The sequence below is a fragment of the Cuneatibacter sp. NSJ-177 genome, assembly GCF_022867805.1.
In the GTDB taxonomy this organism is placed as follows: domain Bacteria; phylum Bacillota; class Clostridia; order Lachnospirales; family Lachnospiraceae; genus Pseudolachnospira.
In genome coordinates this window covers 359,815-376,177 of the sequence record NZ_JALIFO010000002.1, presented here as the reverse complement: position 1 = coordinate 376,177, position 16,363 = coordinate 359,815, and the positions used below count along the sequence as shown (strand labels likewise).

The window sequence follows — 16,363 nt, the reverse complement described above, 5'->3', positions numbered from 1 at the left end:
CAGGGGTGAAAAAATGTTTGACACAGAACTTCTGGAAAGGATATTTTGGGAGCCGCTGTCCTCAGGGGCAGACCATCTGCTTATTATAAGCGGATATGCCACACCCAATATGGCTTCATGGCTTTTTAAAAATATTGAGAAGAAAACAGAAAAGAAAATTGACATATCGCTGATTGTTGGCATGGTTCCTTATGATGGATTAAGCATATCAATTCATGAAGGCTTTAAATCTCTTGTGGATTCGGCAACTCTGCCAGCAGAAGTAGGTAGTTTTTCATGCAGTTATGTGTGTGAAAATGCTCCTGTGCATACAAAGCTGTATATCTGGCTGAAAGAAACAACTCCAATGAGAGCATTTATTGGCTCTGCCAACTTCACACAGAGCGCATTTGGTCGTGAACGCAGAGAAGTTATGACTGAATGTGACTTGCAGGAAGCGTTGGCATATTATAATAAAATAGAACAAGATACAATTTATTGTAATCATGGCGAGATTGAAGATCAGATTGTGCTTCATGCAACACATCCTATTCTTGATGAAGAAAATAATTTGGTTGGAAGTATCACTGGACAAGACATCCCATCTGTTACGCTTTCACTGCTTTCACGCTCAGGCGATGTTGGGAAAAAATCTGGACTTAACTGGGGGCAGAGGGGGAAACGCAATAAGAATGAAGCTTATATCCCGTTGCCTACCAAAATAGCCAGAACAGGATTTTTCCCTCTGGATGAACAGCATTTTACAGTTCTTACTGATGACAGGCATCAGCTGATTCTCCGCGTTCAGCAGCAAGGCGACAAGGCTATCACAACGCCTCTCAGCAATGCACAGTTAGGAGAATACTTCCGAAATAGACTTGGTTTGTCCAATGGTGCTTTTGTAACAAAAGCAGATTTGGAGGCGTATGGAAGAACGGATGTAACCTTTTATAAATTGGATGAGGAACAATATTATATGGATTTTGCTGTTCATGACATTCAATGAAAGTGTGGTGATAAAATGGCCGATAATCACACAAAAGAAATTCGAAGCATGAATATGTCACATATAAGGAGTAAAAACACAAAACCAGAAGAAATTGTTCGGAAATACCTGTTTTCAAAAGGATTGAGATATAGAAAAAATGTCAGGAAGCTTCCGGGATGTCCAGATATTGTGCTGAAAAAATATAAAGCAGTGATATTTGTCAATGGGTGCTTTTGGCACAAGCATGACTGTGGAAGATTTGTATGGCCTTCTTCAAATGTGGAATATTGGAGCAAGAAAATCAACCGCAATGTTGAGCGTGATGCTCAGAACATTGCGTTGCTCACTGAACAAGGATGGCGAGTTCTGATAATATGGGAGTGTCAATTAAAGAAAAAGGTTGCCGAGCAAAATCTGGAAATACTATATGATAAAATCATAGAAACATAAATTTGACTAAGGAGGTTGACTTAATGATAACATCTTATGAAATCACATTAAAACGTACACATTTAGAATGGGGTTCCTATCGATATACGAATTCCCGTGGGGTTGTATATGGCGAAGGATACATACCAATACCAGCAAACGTCGCTTATTCCAATAATATTTTTAATCAAAATGGAACTGATGGGAAAGATGTTTTTGGAGAAAATCTTTTTTATTGTAGCTCAGCAGACGGTTTATATCAAGGAGTTATTCGAGCACAAGGAAATCAAGATAATCCTCGATATGCGAAACAGTTTTCCGGCGATAAAGACTTGAAAGCAATAGGTAATTGGCTTTATCAGACAGAAGCTTCCATTGGCGACAAGATTAGGGTTACATGGACAAGCCCTACGGAAATCGTAATTGAAAAACTATAATTCAAAAATGGAGGGGTGAACTTTAGGATTGAAGTTCACTCCTCCATTTTTATTCGTTAATATTAGGTTCGACAAAAGGATAGTCAATTCCAGCAAAACTTTTTAGTATTGCCTCAAAAATAATCTGAGCACCCTGACAGGGAACAGCCATTCCGATTTGTTTGCGAACACTTTCCTTACTTCCGATAAATTGGTAGCTGTCAGGAAAAGTTTGGAGCCGCGCCCGCTCACGATTAGTGAGGGCTCTTGGTTCAGACCAATGATAAATATGTGTTCCTCCGCCGCCGCTTCCTGTTACAGTGTACGCAGGTTTGGTTGGATCAAGTCTTTTGTATATTTGACTGATTTTAGCTCCATTGATATGGAGCTGGAGATCTTCTGGAATGTCTGCTGTAAAAGCATTTTCGCCGGGTTTGATATAATTTAGGCGCTTTACAACTGTCGGCGATTGCTTGGTGGCTTCATTGTTAAAAGCATCTGCTGGAATGGGCGGAATCTCTATTGCAGTCTTGCAGGTGTTGTCAATATCCTTGTATGGCTCAGGTGAAGGGACATGATATTTAACATTAAGGTCATTGCGAATCCCAACTATGATAATACGGTGCCGAGCCTGCGGCACTCCATACTGTTCAAATTTATATAGATGTGGTGTCAATGTGTAGCCCGCTTCACTCATTTCCAACAAAATTTTTGAAAATGCTTTTCCGTCATTAGCATTTCTGAGACCGCCTACATTTTCAGCCAGAAACCACATTGGTCTATATAGATTTAAAACTTTTACGCCGTAAGAGTAAAGTGGCCCATACACACCGTCCATACCTTTTTGTTCGCCTACAACGCTGTAGTCGTTGCATGGAAAACCAAATGCCAGAGCATCTATATCCGGAAGCCCCTTCAAATTGAATTTGCGTATGTCTGCATGGTAAACCGTTTCAGGATGATTCGGGCAGATATTGTGCCTATATGTTTCGCAGGTATCTCCATCATAATCATTTGCCCATTGATGGACTATTCTAAAGTTGGGGTTTTCAATCTGAGCATTCATTGCTCCGTAAGCCAACCCGCCGGGGCCACAGAACAACTCACCTAATCTAAAAATCATACGGAATCACCTCTGAGATTTCTTTGTAAGTATATCAATTTGTTTTTGAACAAGGTCTCTTTCTTCATCAGTCAATAAATCAACGCCAGAAAAGCACCTCTGATATTGTGTCAAGTCGTTTTCATCAAGATATCCACATAGCAAGTATAAAGAAATTACATTTACATCATATAATCCAGCCAGCTTTTTTAATGTAGCTGGGGCTGGATTTTGAGTTTCGCCCTTTTCAATATGGCTGAGAACCGAATCGTGGATTCCCGTTTTTTTATAAACGTCGTTAAGACTGAAAGTTGAATCCTGACGAAGTTTTCTCAGCTGTTCTCCTAATCGTTTCATGACCAGCCTCCTGACTTGTCTAAGTATAGCACACACGCTGCAAAAAAGCAACGAAATTCTGAAAAACGCTGCGATATTGCAGCGTTTTTTGGTTAATAGTCGGTCAGCCCCACAATTACATTACTCTGCTGATACAGCCAGTCCGTAAATTCTTTCGGGCTGGCTGTTCCTGTTTTTACCGCCTTTTTTCTCTGTAAGGCTTCTTTCTTAAAGTTAGAAAAGGCAGCCTGTATTTTTTCCAGACGGTCAGCCGGAAAGCCTGCGGTATTTTTTACCCGGTTTATTTTGTTGCGCCAGTTCTGGCATTCATTTTTATAAAGCAGGTCATAGTTATTTTCTCTTGCCCTCTCGTCAAATTCCCGCTTGTTTTGAAGTGCCTGCGCTTTGCGGCATTTGTCGCTGCACAGCTCATACCGCTGGCTCTTTGCCAGAAAATATTTCCCACAGACCTTGCACCGCCGGAAGCAAAGTCCCCAGTCATTCAACCTGTTCAGATAATAGGTAATCAGCGGGTAGAGGGACGCATAGGCAGACACACATTCTTCTGTGCGCCGGTTGTCCGGGAACCAGAGGTCAAGCCGGGTATCTTCTGACGGTGCGCCTTTGAAATAAAGGCTGCCAGCTTGAAAATGTTTCGGTTTTCCTGTCTCTTTGTCAAAGCTCACGGCTTCGTTATGGAATACCCCGATCAGGCTGCTCATTTTATCCATGAAGCGGTCACAGGCAGCGTTACGGTCACGGGGTTCTCTGGCAAGCAGATAGCTGTTCCAGATACGGAACGCCACATACATTTTCAGAGGGTCGTTGCTAAGATATTTCTCCCAAAGAAATCCGCTTGCCGCCTGCTCCAGCTCCGGCTGTTTCCATCGGTTGGAGTGGAGAGCTTGCCGCAGCGGAGAAAGCCCGTATAAGTTCCAATCTCTGCCCGTGTCACGCTCAAAGTTTATCAAAAAAGTTCCAAGCGGTCGTGTCATATCACAAAGCACCTCTGTGTTTTGGCTCCCGTTCAGCCGGAAGCGGATCTGCTGTTCTTCCCCAATCAAAATTCGCTCTTTCATTTTCTTCCTGTCCAGCGTCAGGATAAACAAAATCCTCTCAAAACATGGCTCATGCCGTATAAACTGATTCTCCATCCCTATCCCCTGCCTTTGCTTATGGTAATTATATAATTTGGTTATATCCGTTACACTCATGGTATCGCATAAGCATTGTTTTGTCAAGGATAGTCCGCTATGATGATTGCAGTTGGTAATTTCGTACCATACAGTACCTTGACAAGCGAATGACCGTCCAAAAGGGATATGACCGGCAGGAGAAGTGACGCATCCGGCGCACCAATGCAGGGAAACACCGCAGGAATGGGGCAGGAAAACGGCTTTTGGGGAGAACGGCAGCAGGAAGCATTTTAACCTATTTGGTTTATGGGAGGAACAGAATGAACGATAAAAAGAGATTGAACAGCTACGAGGATTTACCGCTGGTTTTAGATGTGGCGGACATCCAGCGGATTATGGGAATTTCAAGAGCGAGCGCCTATGAGCTGGTACACACCCCCGGCTTTCCGGCATTCCACAGGGGCAGGCTTATCAAGGTCAGCAAAATTGCTTTCTTTGAATGGATGGCAAAAGGCTCCGAAACCGTACCGGGAAGCGACAAATAAGCGTGAAGTATCATTCCCCGACTCAATACTGCCGCCCTTTCCAAAGGGGCATACAGAGGGAAAAATCCTTGAAAATGATACCGAAACGCTACACAAAAACCGCCTGTCTGCGTACATCAGATAGAAACGGAGAAAGGAGCCGGTTATGGCAAGAATGAGCAAAAAGCGGCGGCTGGAATGGTCTTTCTTCTTAAATGACCGCAGCCGTATCACTTACAACGAACTGTGCCGGAAATGCCAGCACAAATGTAAACAGAGCTTCCGGGCGGTTGTGATTGACTGTCCAAAATATCTTTCCAAGCGTTCCAAGAAAAAGGTCAGGACTGCCGGAAACGGCAAAATCCCTTAGGAACTAAAAGCGCACTTCTATACAGGTCTTTCAGCCCCGTATCGTGCGTCCTGCGGAGCTTACCTCTGCCGCTGATGAAATCAGCAATCCGAGGTCTGCGTTCGCTTCGCTCCGACAAGGTGGCTGCACCCCCTTGCGCCGCTAAAGCGGCTATCCCCTGTGCACCCGCCGAAAAGAGAAATCCGCTCTGCGTTTTTCCCTTTTCATCGGGTTTTATAGAAGCATTGACACACAGACTGTCTGCGGATGGTCTTTCTTTATCTTACTAAGAAAAGGATGTGAGAACATGGAGAAATCTTTGGAACAGTTGAAGCAGGAATATGAAAAAACTACCATTCTGCTGGAACAGGAAAAGCGGAAAATGCAGCGTTTGAAAAACCGGCAGACGTATCTGGAAAGCGGTTCCCGGCAACAGAGGACGCACCGGCTGATTACCCGTGGGGCAGCCATTGAGAGCATTGCGCCGCAGACAAAGGAGCTGACCGAAACGAAATTTTATTCCCTCATGGAAAGCATTTTGAATCTGCCGCAGGCGGAATATTTCATCCGGTCTGCCGCAGAGAACCACGCCCGTATTTCCGGGCAGGAGAAAGGCGGTGACTAAGAATAGCACTTTATCATTTTTCAATCGCACAGATAAAGCGCAGCGCCGGTCAGAGCGCCATTGCCAGCGCAGCCTACCGAGCCGGGGAGCGTCTTTACAGCAACTACTATGGGGAAGTCAGCGACTACACCAAAAAGGGCGGCGTGATCGCTTCGGAAATCATGTTGCCGCCCCATGCGCCGGAAATATATCTTGACCGGGCGACCCTCTGGAATGCTGTGGAGAGCTGCGAGAAACATCCAAAAGCCCAGCTTGCCTATTCCTTTGATATTGCCATGCAGAATGAATTGACGCTGGAAGAAAACATGGGGCTGGCGAGGAAGTTCGTGCAGGAGCAGTTTGTGGCAAAAGGCATGATTGCCGACCTTGCTTTTCACAGCCCGGAGAAAGAGGACGGCGGCATCCCCAACCCGCATTTCCATGTGATGACAACCATGCGCCCCTTGAACCCGGATGGCACATGGGGACAAAAACAGCGGCGTGAATATCTTCTTGATGAAGATGGAAACCGAATCCGGGATAAAAACGGCGATTATATGTTTAACGCTGTCCATACCACCGACTGGCACGAGCCGGAAACGCTGGAACACTGGCGGGAGCAGTGGGCGGTTGCCGTTAATACAAAATTTGAGGAAAAAGGGCTGGATGTGCGTATCGACCACCGTTCCTATGTGCGGCAGGGGCTTGACCTGATACCTACTGTCCACGAGGGCGCTAATGTCCGGCAGATGGAAGCAAAGGGCATCCGTACCGAGAAAGGGGAACTGAACCGCTGGATTAAAGCCACCAACCGGCTCATACAGGATGTGAGAAAGAAGATCAAAGCCCTGTTTGGCTGGATGGCAGAGGTAAAAGAAGAACTTTCCAAACCGCAGATACCGAACCTTGCCGACCTGCTGATCGCTTATTACAACCAGCGCAACGCAGGGGCATGGAGCAATAAAGCCAGAACCGGAAACTTAAAGCAGTTTGCCGAAGCCGTCAATTATCTGACAGAAAATAAGCTGCTCACATTGGAGGATTTGCAGGAGCGTCTTTCCTCTGTCAGCGAAGAATTTGAAGCGTTAAGCGGCTCCATGAAAAAGAAATCTGCCCGGATAAAGGAATTGCAGGAGTTGATAAGGAAGGGCGAGAATTACCAGCGGCTAAAACCTGTCCATACGGAATTGAACAATATCAAGTTTAAGAAACAGAGGGAGAAATTTGAAACATCCCACGGTGCGGAGTTACGGCTGTTTTATGCCGCCCGCCGTATTTTGAAAGAAAAACTGGATGGAAAACCCATTGCCCTGAAAGCATGGAAACAGGAATACGCACAGTTAAAAACAGAGTATGCCGAACTGTCCCCGCAGCACAAGCCGCTCCGTGAGGAAGTCATACGGCTGCGGCAGGTGCAGAACGCCGTAGATACCGCACTGCGCCGGAGGGAGCAGCCGCAGGAAGTGCAGAGAAAGAAGAACGAGATGGAGCTATGACATAACCGGCAGCTTTACCGCTACCGGCATTTTTATGGAGGGAGCACTTGAATGTATTTGAAGCGGTGAAACAGTCTGTTACCACCCGGCAGGCTGCTTCATTCTATGGAATCCGGGTGGGGAGAAACGGCATGGTCTGCTGTCCATTCCACAATGACCGCACGCCCAGCATGAAAGTGGACAGCCACTTTTACTGCTTCGGCTGCGGAGCTTCCGGGGATGTGATCGACTTTGCCGCTTTGCTGCATGGATTGGGGAAACGGGAAGCTGCGGTCAGACTTGCGGAGGACTTCGGCGTTTCCTATGAGAAATCCGGCAGTGCACCGCCAGATAGGAAGCGTCACAACAGGTCACAGCCCCGGCAAAAATCAGCGGAGCAGCGATTTAAGGAAACGGAACGGTATTGTTTCCGGGTGCTATGCGATTATCTGCGCCTGCTGGAGCATTGGAAAACAGCATACGCCCCACAGCCGCAGGATGGCATCTGGCATCCTCTGTTTGTGGAAGCGTTGCAGAGGATAAGCTACACAGAATACCTTTTGGATATTTTGTTATACGGAGAAATAGAAGAAAAAGCGGCATTGATCGCCGCACAGGGAAAGGAGGTGTTGCGGCTTGAACAGCGAATTTCAGAGCTTGCCGCCGGAAACGCAGGAAGCGGTCAAAAGGACGATGGACACAATGGAACCGGCGCAGACACCGGCAGAAATCCGGGAGACGTTAGAGGGGACGCAGAAAGGCGGCGTGAAGAACAGCATCCGAAACTGCCTGACGGTGTTCCAGCGTGACCCGCTGTTCCGTGGGGCGCTGCGCCTGAACCTTTTGACGGAGCAGGTTGACATTGTGAAGCCGCTGGGCTGGGAGCGCACCAGTGCCACGCTGACCGACATGGATATGAACTACCTGCTTTTGTATCTGGAAGAAAATTACGGGCTTACCAGCGAGAAAAAGGTGCAGAGCGCCATCAAGATTGTTGCCAATGAAAACCGCTACCATCCGGTCAGGGATTACCTGAACAGCCTGCAATGGGACGGCACAGAGCGCATCCGTTACGCCCTGCATCACTTTCTGGGAGCCGATACGGACGAATACACCTATGAAGCCTTGAAACTGTTCCTGATGGGAGCCATCCGGCGGGTATTCAGACCGGGGAGCAAGTTTGAGGTCATGCTCTGTCTGGTTGGCGGTCAGGGAGCCGGGAAATCTACCTTTTTCCGGCTGCTGGCAGGCAGGGACGAATGGTTTTCAGACGATTTGAAGAAGCTGGACGATGAAAACGTGTACCGTAAGCTGCAAGGGCATTGGATTATCGAGATGTCGGAGATGATTGCCACAGCCAACGCCAAGAGCATTGAGGAAATCAAGTCATTCTTAAGCCGCCAGAAAGAAACCTACAAAGTGCCGTATGAGACACACCCGGCAGACCGGCTGCGGCAATGTGTATTTGGAGGGACGACCAACCGGCAGGACTTTTTACCCCGTGACCGCACTGGCAACCGGCGCTTTCTCCCCGTAACGGTGTACCCAGAACGGGCGGAGGTTCACATACTGGACGATGAAGCGGCAGCGAGGGCATATATCGAACAGATGTGGGCGGAAGCCATGACGGTTTACCGCAGCGGGAAGTATAAGCTGTCATTCAGCATAGAAATGAACCGATACCTGAACGCCCATCAGCAGGACTTCATGCAGGAGGACACGCAGGCGGGCATGATCTACGCCTATTTGGAGGACTACACCGGCGACAGGGTATGTTCCAAGCAGCTTTATGAGGAAGCGCTGGGGAACTTAAATTCCCCGGCAGACTGGGAGACACGGGCAATCTGCGAGATTATGAATACCGGCATTGCGGGCGGCATCATACAGGGCTGGGTAGCCTACAAAAGCCCGAAGCGGTATAAGAAATACGGTTCTCAAAAAGGCTGGGAGCGTGTCAACCAAGCTCCGCCGGAGGGGGACGGTTTTCAGGAAATCACGGAAGAAGAAGCCCGGCAAATGGAACTTCCATTCTGAAAAGCCACCGGTTGACAGTTTGGTTGACGCTTTGGTTGACAGCCGGTTGACGGGGAAAAGCCTGATATTTGGGGCATTTCTCTCCTTTGTCAACCATGTCAACCAAGAAATCAAAGAAAAAGTAAAAAGTAATAATAGAGCGCCTATGGATTGTTTTCAAAGTCTTTTCTGCCGGTTGACACGGTTTGGTTGACACGGAGACAGTCTGCGGCTGTACACCTGTCTGACATTCCCTTGTCGGGCATATTTCATTTATGGAGGTAACTGCCTATGGCAAAAAGCAAAAACGAGAGCAATAACAAAAACAGCGGCACCCTGCTTACCGAAAAAGACGGCACCCAGTATTTTGTCATGGGGAAAGTCCGTATCAAGGTATCGGAGCATTTCGCACAGGATGGGAAGCCGCTTGACAGCCTGCTGGAAGATGTGATCCAGCACGCTGCCGCCGCTTCCTGAAAAAATACGGAATAACGACTGTCAATCAGCCCACGCTTATGATATACTTGTACCAGCGAGTATTGTATAAGCGTGGGTTGTTTCTTTTAGAAGGAGGATTTTTAACCGTGAAACAACCATACAATACAACGATTTATAACACTGCACTATATTTGAGATTGAGCCGTGACGATGAATTACAGGGGGAAAGCGGCAGTATCCAGACCCAGCGCATGATGCTTAGACAGTATGCCGCAGAGCATGGGCTGACCGTTGTAGACGAGTACATTGACGACGGATGGAGTGGGACAAATTTCGAGCGTCCAAGTTTCCAAAGGATGATTGATGACATCGAAGACGGGAAAATCAACTGCGTTGTCACAAAGGACTTATCCCGTCTGGGAAGAAACTATATCCTGACCGGTCAGTACACGGAAATCTATTTCCCCAGCAAGGGAGTACGCTACATTGCCATCAATGACAATGTGGACACCATCAACGGAGAAAGCGAGCTTGCACCGTTCTTAAACATCCTGAATGAAATGCACGCCCGACAGACCAGCAAAAAGGTCAAGGCTGCCATGCACACAAGATTTGCCAATGGCGCACACTATGGAGCCTATGCACCGCTGGGCTATGTAAAAGACCCGGACAAAAAAGGTCATCTTCTGATCGACCCGGAAACACGCTGGATTGTAGAGAAGATTTTTGACCTTGCTGTACACGGGCGTGGAGCCGCCAGCATTACACGGATTCTGGTGGAGGAAAAAGTACCTACCCCCGGCTGGCTGAACTATGAAAGATACGGGACTTTCGCCAATATCTACGCCGGTGCGCCCGCAGAAAAAGCCTATGCGTGGACGATAGCACAGGTCAAGAGCATTTTGAAAGAGGAAACCTACATCGGTCACAGCATTCACAACAAGCAGAGCAACATTTCATTCAAGAACAAGAAAAAGGTGCGGAAGCCGCAGGAAGAATGGTATCGTGTGGAAAATACCCACGAAGCCATCATTTCTGAAGAAGTGTTCCAAAAAGTTCAGGAGCTGATTGCAAGCAGACGCAGGAAACGCAGAAACGGTACGACACAGATTTTCGCAGGATTGATAAAATGTGCAGACTGCGGATGGTCTTTAGCCTATGGGGAAAACAAGCAGAATAAGAACCCATACGGGTACTACCATTGCAGCAAGCACGGGCAGGGATTACGCCAGTGTTCCATGCACTATATCCGCTATGATGTACTGTATGCCTATGTGCTTGCAAGACTGCAATACTGGTCTATGCTGGCACAGAAAGACGAGGACAATCTGCTGAAACGCCTGCTCAATGCCAGCGACAGGGAAAGAAACTCTGCGAAGAAAAAGCAGGCTGCGGAGCTGAAAAAGGCAGAGAAGCGTAAAGCCGAGGTTGACGGGCTGTTTGCTAAAATGTATGAGGACTGGTCTGCCGGACGCATAACCGAGTATAACTTCAATATGCTGTCCGAGAAGTACCAGAACGAGCAAAAGGAGCTTGAAACAAAAATAAGACAGCTTCACGAAACGATGGAAGCCGCCGTACAGACCGCAGCGGATGCTGAAAAGTGGATTGCCCTGATGAAACAGTATGTCAACCCTGTGGAGCTGACCGCCGAACTTCTGAACACTCTAATTGAAAAAATAACCGTCCACGAAGCTGTCAAGGGCGAGGACGGAAGCCGTGAGCAGGAAGTAGAAATCTACTACCGCTTCATCGGCAAAATCGACTGACCTTTCTTTTTTACCCAACAATATCTTTAATTAAGGGAGACGGGAAACAGCTACCCGGATATTCTGCTTCTGCCCCAGCTGGCGTCGCTTTTTAATATTTCCGTGGATCAGCTGATCGGTTATGAGCCCCAGCTGACCAAGGAGGCGATCCGCAAGATCTATCAGGAATTGGCGGAGGCGCTTACCGGTGAAAATAAGGCGGAGGCGCTGGAAAAATCAAGGGAATATGTCAAAAAATATTACTCCTGCTTTCCGTTTTTGTTGCAGGTAGCGGTGCTCTATTTAAACAACTGTGATTTGCAGGCGGACGCGGCGCTGCAGGAAGAGACGTTGGAGCTTTGCCGCCGGGTGGCGGAGGAAAGCAGGGACGCAGCGTTGATTCATGACGCTGTTTATGTGGAAGCTTATGTTTATTTGATGACCGGCAGAGCGGCAGAAGCCCTGAACGTGCTGGGGGAGGATATCCTCCCGATGGCACAGGATGCCGAACTGATTGCCGCGTCCTATCAGTTATTGGGAAACCCGGACCGGGCCAAGGAAATATTCCTGATCACAGCCTATCAGCACCTGTTGTTCTTAATTCAGGATTTGATCAACTATATGGCACTGTGTCCCGGACAGAAGGAAGTGGAGGACATTACCTTAGAACGGCTTTTCACTGTGGCCGGCGCCTTTCAGCTCGACGGCCTCCATGCGACCACGTCCTTAAGCCTATCCCTGATCGCCGCTACGGTATACGCCGGGAGAAAGGAAAAGGACCGGACGTTGGCCGCGCTGGACCGGTTTGTGGCGGTCTGCCAGCGGGACGACATCTTAGAGCTCCACGGGGACGATTATTTCTATTCCCTGGAAAAATGGTTCCAGGATTTCAGCCTCGGAGCAAGGGCGCCGCGGGGGCCGAAGCTGGTGAAAGCATCCATCGTGGCCGCGCTGGAACAAAATCCGGTGTTTGATTTTATCCGGGATGATTTCCGCTTTCGGAGCTGCGTAGAGAAATTAAAGCAAATATAAGGAGGGGGAGCCATGGAAACGCTGATGGAATATTTACCGGCTCTGCTGCCGCTGATTCTCATTGAAGTGGGCCTTGCCTTGTTTGCGCTGGTCCATGTGCTGCGCCATCCTCATTACCGCCACGGCAGCAAAGGGATTTGGATTGTGGTCGTAATTCTCGTACAGTTTTTGGGCCCGATCGCCTACTTTGTTTTTGGACGGGGGGAAGAGGAATGAACGTCTTAGAAATTTCCGAGCTGAAAAAGAGCTTCGGCGGCCGTCCGGTGCTCCGGGGCTTGGACCTGGCGGTGCCGGAGCATTCGGTATTTGGCCTGATCGGACAAAACGGGGCGGGAAAGACCACCACGATGAAAATCATTCTGGGATTGATAAAGGCCGATGCCGGCAATCTGAGCGTGTGTCAGACTCCGGTGCGCTTTGGGGACGCCAGGACGAACCGGATGATCGGCTATCTGCCGGACGTACCGGAATTTTACGGGTACATGACGTCAACGGAGTATTTGACACTTTGCGGAAAAGTAGCGGGCGTGAGTGCAAAGGAATGCGGGAAACGGTGCGAGGAACTTTTGGAGATGACCGGCCTTTCCTCTTTCCGGAAAAAACGGATCGCAGGCTTTTCCAGAGGCATGAAACAGCGCCTTGGAATCGCCCAGGCACTGTTCGGCAGGCCGCGGCTCTTGATCTGTGACGAGCCCACGTCCGCGCTGGACCCCATGGGGCGGAAAGAAATCTTGGATCTGCTGAGCAGGGCGAGAGAGAATACGACGGTGATTTTCTCCACCCATGTCCTGGCCGATGTGGAGCGGATCTGCGACCAGATTGCGATTTTAAAAGACGGCAGGATCGCTCTTGGCGGGGATCTGGAACGGCTCCGAGAGGCCGGCGGGAGCGATACTTTGCGGGTGGAACTGGAATCCGAGACGGATGCCAGGCATCTGCTTTCTCTCTGTCAGGAGAAAAAATTGGGAATCTGCGCTCTGGAGGGACGGCATACCCTGACCCTTCGTACCGCGGAGATACGAAAGACAGAGGCGGAGCTCTTCACACTGTTTGGGGAACATGGCCTGATGCCGGTAAAACTGGAGCGGGAAGAGCCGACCTTAGAAAATCTGTTTTTGGAGGTGGTACAGTGAACGGCTACTGCGCATTTTTCAAAAAGGAAATGATGGAAAACCTCCGCACTTATAAGTTTCTGATTTTGGCGCTGGTGTTTCTGGCCCTGGGGATTATGAGTCCCCTGTCGGCAAAGTACCTGCCGGACCTGGTGGCCGCTTTTCTGCCGGAAGGAGCGAACCTGGGAATCGGCGAGCCGGCCATTCTCGATTCCTGGGCCCAGTTTTTTAAAAACGTGCCCCAGATTGGCCTGATTGTGCTGGTGATCCTTTTCAGCACGATTCTCTCGGCAGAGTTCACGAAAGGCACTTTGGTTAATTTTGTGACCAAGGGGCTGTCCCGTTCCGACGTCATATTGGCTAAAAGCACGGCAGCCCTGCTGATTTGGACGGTCTGCTATGGTTTGGCCTTTGGAGCCAGTCTGCTTTACGGCTGGATTTTCTGGAAAACGCTTTGGCCCCCTCGCCTCGGCTTCGCCGTGTTTCTCGTCTGGGCCTTCGGCGCGCTGCTGATTCAATTGCTGCTGCTCGGTGGCACCCTGACCAAGGGGAGCTCCGGGAGCTTGTTTGTTGCCGGAGGAACCTTTTTGGCGATGATGCTTCTTCAGCTGCTGCCGCCGGTCCGGGATTATCTCCCGGTGCGCCTGATCATGGATAACATGGAACTGTTAAATGGAAATCTGACTGTCTCAGACTTTCTGCCGCCTCTGCTGATCTGCGCAGTTCTGGCGGTTTCGGCCCTGGCGGCTGCCATCCGGATCATGAGAAGGAAAACGCTGTAATAAAGAGATGAGGGACAAAGAGGCAAGCCAAGGAACCCATGGGATCCTTGACTTGCTTTTTTTGCGGCGGCACTTCCGGAGAAACGGAGCACTCGATTCAGGCGCGGGAGATTTCATGTATTTTGGTGGATTTTCTGGAGAGAAGATGATAGAATAGATCTACTGAGCAAAGGAACCAAGGCGGCGCCCTCTGATTTTTATTAGTAGCGGTACGGACGGCTTTGGCTGGGAAGGCGGTTGCCATTTCATGAAAAATCGAAAAGAGGGCTTTACCCTGGTGGAGCTGATCGTGGTCCTCGTGATACTTGCGATCCTGATGGCGATCCTGGTCCCCACCTGTGTACAATATATACATAAGGCGCAGCTAAAGCGGTGCGAGATTCAGCGAAGCGAGATTGCCAGGGTTTTCCAGATGGTTTCCATTGAAAACCAGGAGCTGAGGGAATGTAAGGATACCGTGGAGGTAAAAGCGGTGTTGGGAGACGATCCCATCGACTATATGGCGGATCTGGGTTTTTATGCGGAGAAGGAAGCATACTGCCCGGTGCACAATGAAAAATATACGCTGGAGGTGTCCACCATCGACGGCGTGCGGTCGGTGGAGGTGCTCTGTCCTTGCGTGGAAAGCGAGAAGAGCTATATTTCTCTGTCACAGAAGGTTTACAAAGATATTAATAAGCCGGGTTTTGACCGAAAAGATTTGATTTCCAACGTCTATGACGAACGGGGATCGTTGTTAAAAGTGGCGGACCGGATGAAAAATGCGTCCCATTTTGCCGATCAGGATTTGTATTGGCGGCCGTATACGTTGTTCGACGGCACGGTGATCCTGTACGCGGCCCCTGGGAATAATAAATCCCACGCCAATTGGAGCGCATCCTTGGTTTATGTGGACGGTAAGATTTACCAGAGCACAAAGCAGCATGCTTATACCCACCAATACCAGGGAACGCCGATTGCAGACTTGAAGGATAAAAACAAGGATGATCTGGAATCCTATCTGACGGACAGAAATTTTGAACAGATCAGCGGTTAAAAAACCGGGATTTGAAGCAGAAATATCAGTTTTTGCCTTCGATAGAGGATTTCCGAGATAGAGCGAGAAAACAGCGGAGGCAGTACTCGGAAGAATTGCAAAAAGGAGAGTGGAGGGGAGGAGAAGATGTCTCAGCCGATGAAAGTAATTGCCAGGATCTGTACGGATTTTCCAACCAAGTTTGGAATCCCGCGACAGAGCGGCCTCGTCCAGGCCCTGAAAGCGAAGATTGTCTTTGAGCCGGAGTTCCGGAACCCTGATGCGGTGCGGGGGCTGGAGGATTTTTCCTATATCTGGCTTCTTTGGGAGTTCTCCGAGTCCGTCCGGGGAACCTGGTCCCCGACCGTGCGGCCGCCCCGGCTCGGAGGGAACCGCCGCATGGGAGTGTTCGCCACCCGGTCCCCCTTCCGCCCTAACCCGATTGGGCTGTCATCGGTTCAGCTGGAGCGCATTGAGCTTCATCCTAATCTGGGGCCGGTTCTTCATATCACCGGGGCGGATTTGATGGACGGGACGCCGATTTATGACATCAAGCCTTATCTGTCCTTTGTGGACAGCCATCCGGAGGCCAGGGGAGGATTTGCCGAGAGCACCAAGGATTACCGCCTTTCGGTGGAGTTTCCCAAGGACCTGCTGGAGCAGATTCCTGTGGGACGCCGGGAAGCGCTGATCGGCGTCCTGGCCAGCGATCCGAGGCCTTCCTACCAGAACGACCCGGAGCGCGTCTATGGCTTCCGCTTTGCCGGGTGGGAGATTAAATTCAACGTTCGGGACAGTGTACTGACCGTCTGTCAGGTGACGACGACGCCCAGGAACAGCGGGGCTGAAGTAAAATAACCTTATGGTGCGGTGTCCACTTTACAA

At 49.2% G+C, this 16,363-nt stretch carries 20 protein-coding genes; 17 read left to right on the top strand and 3 right to left on the bottom strand.

Annotation, left to right across the window (positions count from 1 at the left end; genetic code table 11):
- Nucleotides 1-13: 13 nt before the first annotated feature.
- Genes MUB23_RS05785 through MUB23_RS05775 form a run of 3 tightly spaced genes read left to right on the top strand, consistent with a single transcriptional unit; the run spans nucleotide 14 to nucleotide 1,833 of the window.
- A complete protein-coding gene (locus tag MUB23_RS05785; protein ID WP_244799388.1) occupies nucleotides 14-985 on the top strand; it encodes a restriction endonuclease PLD domain-containing protein in 972 nt (323 codons plus the stop codon).
- Between the two features lie 15 nt (nucleotides 986-1,000).
- On the top strand, nucleotides 1,001-1,417 hold the full coding sequence (locus MUB23_RS05780) for a very short patch repair endonuclease (protein WP_244799387.1): 417 nt from the start codon (nucleotides 1,001-1,003) through the stop codon (nucleotides 1,415-1,417).
- Between the two features lie 23 nt (nucleotides 1,418-1,440).
- The gene (locus tag MUB23_RS05775; protein WP_244799386.1) at nucleotides 1,441-1,833 is read left to right on the top strand and encodes a hypothetical protein; all 393 of its coding nucleotides are present in this window, start codon (nucleotides 1,441-1,443) and stop codon (nucleotides 1,831-1,833) included.
- A 49-nt stretch (nucleotides 1,834-1,882) separates the two neighbouring features.
- Here MUB23_RS05775 and MUB23_RS05770 read toward each other — a convergent pair whose 3' ends face one another.
- The 3 genes from MUB23_RS05770 to MUB23_RS05760 all read right to left on the bottom strand — a co-directional run bounded on the left by MUB23_RS05770 (nucleotide 1,883) and on the right by MUB23_RS05760 (nucleotide 4,404).
- The gene (locus tag MUB23_RS05770; RefSeq protein WP_244799385.1) at nucleotides 1,883-2,935 is read right to left on the bottom strand and encodes a DNA cytosine methyltransferase; all 1,053 of its coding nucleotides are present in this window, start codon (nucleotides 2,933-2,935) and stop codon (nucleotides 1,883-1,885) included.
- Between the two features lie 6 nt (nucleotides 2,936-2,941).
- The gene (locus MUB23_RS05765) at nucleotides 2,942-3,271 is read right to left on the bottom strand and encodes a helix-turn-helix domain-containing protein (RefSeq protein WP_244799384.1); all 330 of its coding nucleotides are present in this window, start codon (nucleotides 3,269-3,271) and stop codon (nucleotides 2,942-2,944) included.
- 92 nt (nucleotides 3,272-3,363) lie between these two features.
- A complete protein-coding gene (locus MUB23_RS05760) occupies nucleotides 3,364-4,404 on the bottom strand; it encodes a DUF6076 domain-containing protein (RefSeq protein ID WP_244799383.1) in 1,041 nt (346 codons plus the stop codon).
- Nucleotides 4,405-4,706: 302 nt separating this feature from the next.
- Between MUB23_RS05760 and MUB23_RS05755 the strand changes: the two genes are divergently transcribed.
- From MUB23_RS05755 to tsaA, 14 genes are all read left to right on the top strand, one after another.
- The gene (locus MUB23_RS05755; RefSeq protein WP_244799382.1) at nucleotides 4,707-4,931 is read left to right on the top strand and encodes a helix-turn-helix domain-containing protein; all 225 of its coding nucleotides are present in this window, start codon (nucleotides 4,707-4,709) and stop codon (nucleotides 4,929-4,931) included.
- Nucleotides 4,932-5,076: 145 nt separating this feature from the next.
- Nucleotides 5,077-5,280, top strand: coding sequence for a hypothetical protein (locus MUB23_RS05750; protein ID WP_244799381.1), 204 nt, complete (start codon nucleotides 5,077-5,079; stop codon nucleotides 5,278-5,280).
- A 286-nt stretch (nucleotides 5,281-5,566) separates the two neighbouring features.
- On the top strand, nucleotides 5,567-5,884 hold the full coding sequence (locus MUB23_RS05745) for a DUF3847 domain-containing protein (RefSeq protein ID WP_244799380.1): 318 nt from the start codon (nucleotides 5,567-5,569) through the stop codon (nucleotides 5,882-5,884).
- Between the two features lie 2 nt (nucleotides 5,885-5,886).
- Nucleotides 5,887-7,359 carry a MobQ family relaxase gene (mobQ, locus tag MUB23_RS05740; protein ID WP_244799687.1) on the top strand — a complete coding sequence of 491 codons (1,473 nt, stop codon included), beginning with the start codon at nucleotides 5,887-5,889 and terminating at the stop codon, nucleotides 7,357-7,359.
- A gap of 47 nt (nucleotides 7,360-7,406) precedes the next feature.
- Entirely contained in the window at nucleotides 7,407-8,147 is a 741-nt protein-coding gene (locus MUB23_RS05735; RefSeq protein ID WP_244799379.1) for a CHC2 zinc finger domain-containing protein, read from the top strand.
- The gene (locus tag MUB23_RS05730; protein WP_244799378.1) at nucleotides 8,032-9,372 is read left to right on the top strand and encodes a virulence-associated E family protein; all 1,341 of its coding nucleotides are present in this window, start codon (nucleotides 8,032-8,034) and stop codon (nucleotides 9,370-9,372) included. The genes MUB23_RS05735 and MUB23_RS05730 overlap by 116 nt, the downstream gene beginning before the upstream one ends.
- A gap of 270 nt (nucleotides 9,373-9,642) precedes the next feature.
- Nucleotides 9,643-9,828 carry a hypothetical protein gene (locus MUB23_RS05725; protein ID WP_004849804.1) on the top strand — a complete coding sequence of 62 codons (186 nt, stop codon included), beginning with the start codon at nucleotides 9,643-9,645 and terminating at the stop codon, nucleotides 9,826-9,828.
- A gap of 107 nt (nucleotides 9,829-9,935) precedes the next feature.
- Entirely contained in the window at nucleotides 9,936-11,558 is a 1,623-nt protein-coding gene (locus tag MUB23_RS05720) for a recombinase family protein (protein ID WP_118703324.1), read from the top strand.
- A 102-nt stretch (nucleotides 11,559-11,660) separates the two neighbouring features.
- On the top strand, nucleotides 11,661-12,569 hold the full coding sequence (locus tag MUB23_RS05715; RefSeq protein WP_244799377.1) for a hypothetical protein: 909 nt from the start codon (nucleotides 11,661-11,663) through the stop codon (nucleotides 12,567-12,569).
- A gap of 12 nt (nucleotides 12,570-12,581) precedes the next feature.
- Nucleotides 12,582-12,785 carry a PLD nuclease N-terminal domain-containing protein gene (locus MUB23_RS05710; RefSeq protein ID WP_244799376.1) on the top strand — a complete coding sequence of 68 codons (204 nt, stop codon included), beginning with the start codon at nucleotides 12,582-12,584 and terminating at the stop codon, nucleotides 12,783-12,785.
- Nucleotides 12,782-13,702, top strand: coding sequence for an ABC transporter ATP-binding protein (locus MUB23_RS05705; RefSeq protein ID WP_244799375.1), 921 nt, complete (start codon nucleotides 12,782-12,784; stop codon nucleotides 13,700-13,702). The genes MUB23_RS05710 and MUB23_RS05705 overlap by 4 nt, the downstream gene beginning before the upstream one ends.
- Nucleotides 13,699-14,463, top strand: a complete 765-nt coding sequence (locus MUB23_RS05700; protein WP_244799374.1) for an ABC transporter permease — start codon at nucleotides 13,699-13,701, stop codon at nucleotides 14,461-14,463. Before MUB23_RS05705 ends, MUB23_RS05700 begins: the two co-directional genes overlap by 4 nt.
- Before the next feature lie 247 nt (nucleotides 14,464-14,710).
- Nucleotides 14,711-15,499: a prepilin-type N-terminal cleavage/methylation domain-containing protein gene (locus MUB23_RS05695; RefSeq protein ID WP_244799373.1), complete on the top strand. Its 789-nt coding sequence runs from the start codon at nucleotides 14,711-14,713 to the stop codon at nucleotides 15,497-15,499.
- 126 nt (nucleotides 15,500-15,625) lie between these two features.
- Nucleotides 15,626-16,336: a tRNA (N6-threonylcarbamoyladenosine(37)-N6)-methyltransferase TrmO gene (gene tsaA, locus MUB23_RS05690; protein ID WP_244799372.1), complete on the top strand. Its 711-nt coding sequence runs from the start codon at nucleotides 15,626-15,628 to the stop codon at nucleotides 16,334-16,336.
- Nucleotides 16,337-16,363 lie beyond the last annotated feature (27 nt).

Bases quoted from the DNA above. Each gene is read 5' to 3' on its own strand.
- MUB23_RS05785 (WP_244799388.1), top strand. From the start codon at position 14: ATGTTTGACACAGAACTTCTGGAAAGGATATTTTGGGAGCCGCTGTCC.
- MUB23_RS05780 (WP_244799387.1), top strand. From the start codon at position 1,001: ATGGCCGATAATCACACAAAAGAAATTCGAAGCATGAATATGTCACAT.
- MUB23_RS05775 (WP_244799386.1), top strand. From the start codon at position 1,441: ATGATAACATCTTATGAAATCACATTAAAACGTACACATTTAGAATGG.
- MUB23_RS05770 (WP_244799385.1), bottom strand. From the start codon at position 2,935: ATGATTTTTAGATTAGGTGAGTTGTTCTGTGGCCCCGGCGGGTTGGCT.
- MUB23_RS05765 (WP_244799384.1), bottom strand. From the start codon at position 3,271: ATGAAACGATTAGGAGAACAGCTGAGAAAACTTCGTCAGGATTCAACT.
- MUB23_RS05760 (WP_244799383.1), bottom strand. From the start codon at position 4,404: ATGGAGAATCAGTTTATACGGCATGAGCCATGTTTTGAGAGGATTTTG.
- MUB23_RS05755 (WP_244799382.1), top strand. From the start codon at position 4,707: ATGAACGATAAAAAGAGATTGAACAGCTACGAGGATTTACCGCTGGTT.
- MUB23_RS05750 (WP_244799381.1), top strand. From the start codon at position 5,077: ATGGCAAGAATGAGCAAAAAGCGGCGGCTGGAATGGTCTTTCTTCTTA.
- MUB23_RS05745 (WP_244799380.1), top strand. From the start codon at position 5,567: ATGGAGAAATCTTTGGAACAGTTGAAGCAGGAATATGAAAAAACTACC.
- MUB23_RS05730 (WP_244799378.1), top strand. From the start codon at position 8,032: ATGGACACAATGGAACCGGCGCAGACACCGGCAGAAATCCGGGAGACG.
- MUB23_RS05725 (WP_004849804.1), top strand. From the start codon at position 9,643: ATGGCAAAAAGCAAAAACGAGAGCAATAACAAAAACAGCGGCACCCTG.
- MUB23_RS05710 (WP_244799376.1), top strand. From the start codon at position 12,582: ATGGAAACGCTGATGGAATATTTACCGGCTCTGCTGCCGCTGATTCTC.
- MUB23_RS05705 (WP_244799375.1), top strand. From the start codon at position 12,782: ATGAACGTCTTAGAAATTTCCGAGCTGAAAAAGAGCTTCGGCGGCCGT.
- MUB23_RS05695 (WP_244799373.1), top strand. From the start codon at position 14,711: ATGAAAAATCGAAAAGAGGGCTTTACCCTGGTGGAGCTGATCGTGGTC.
- tsaA (WP_244799372.1), top strand. From the start codon at position 15,626: ATGTCTCAGCCGATGAAAGTAATTGCCAGGATCTGTACGGATTTTCCA.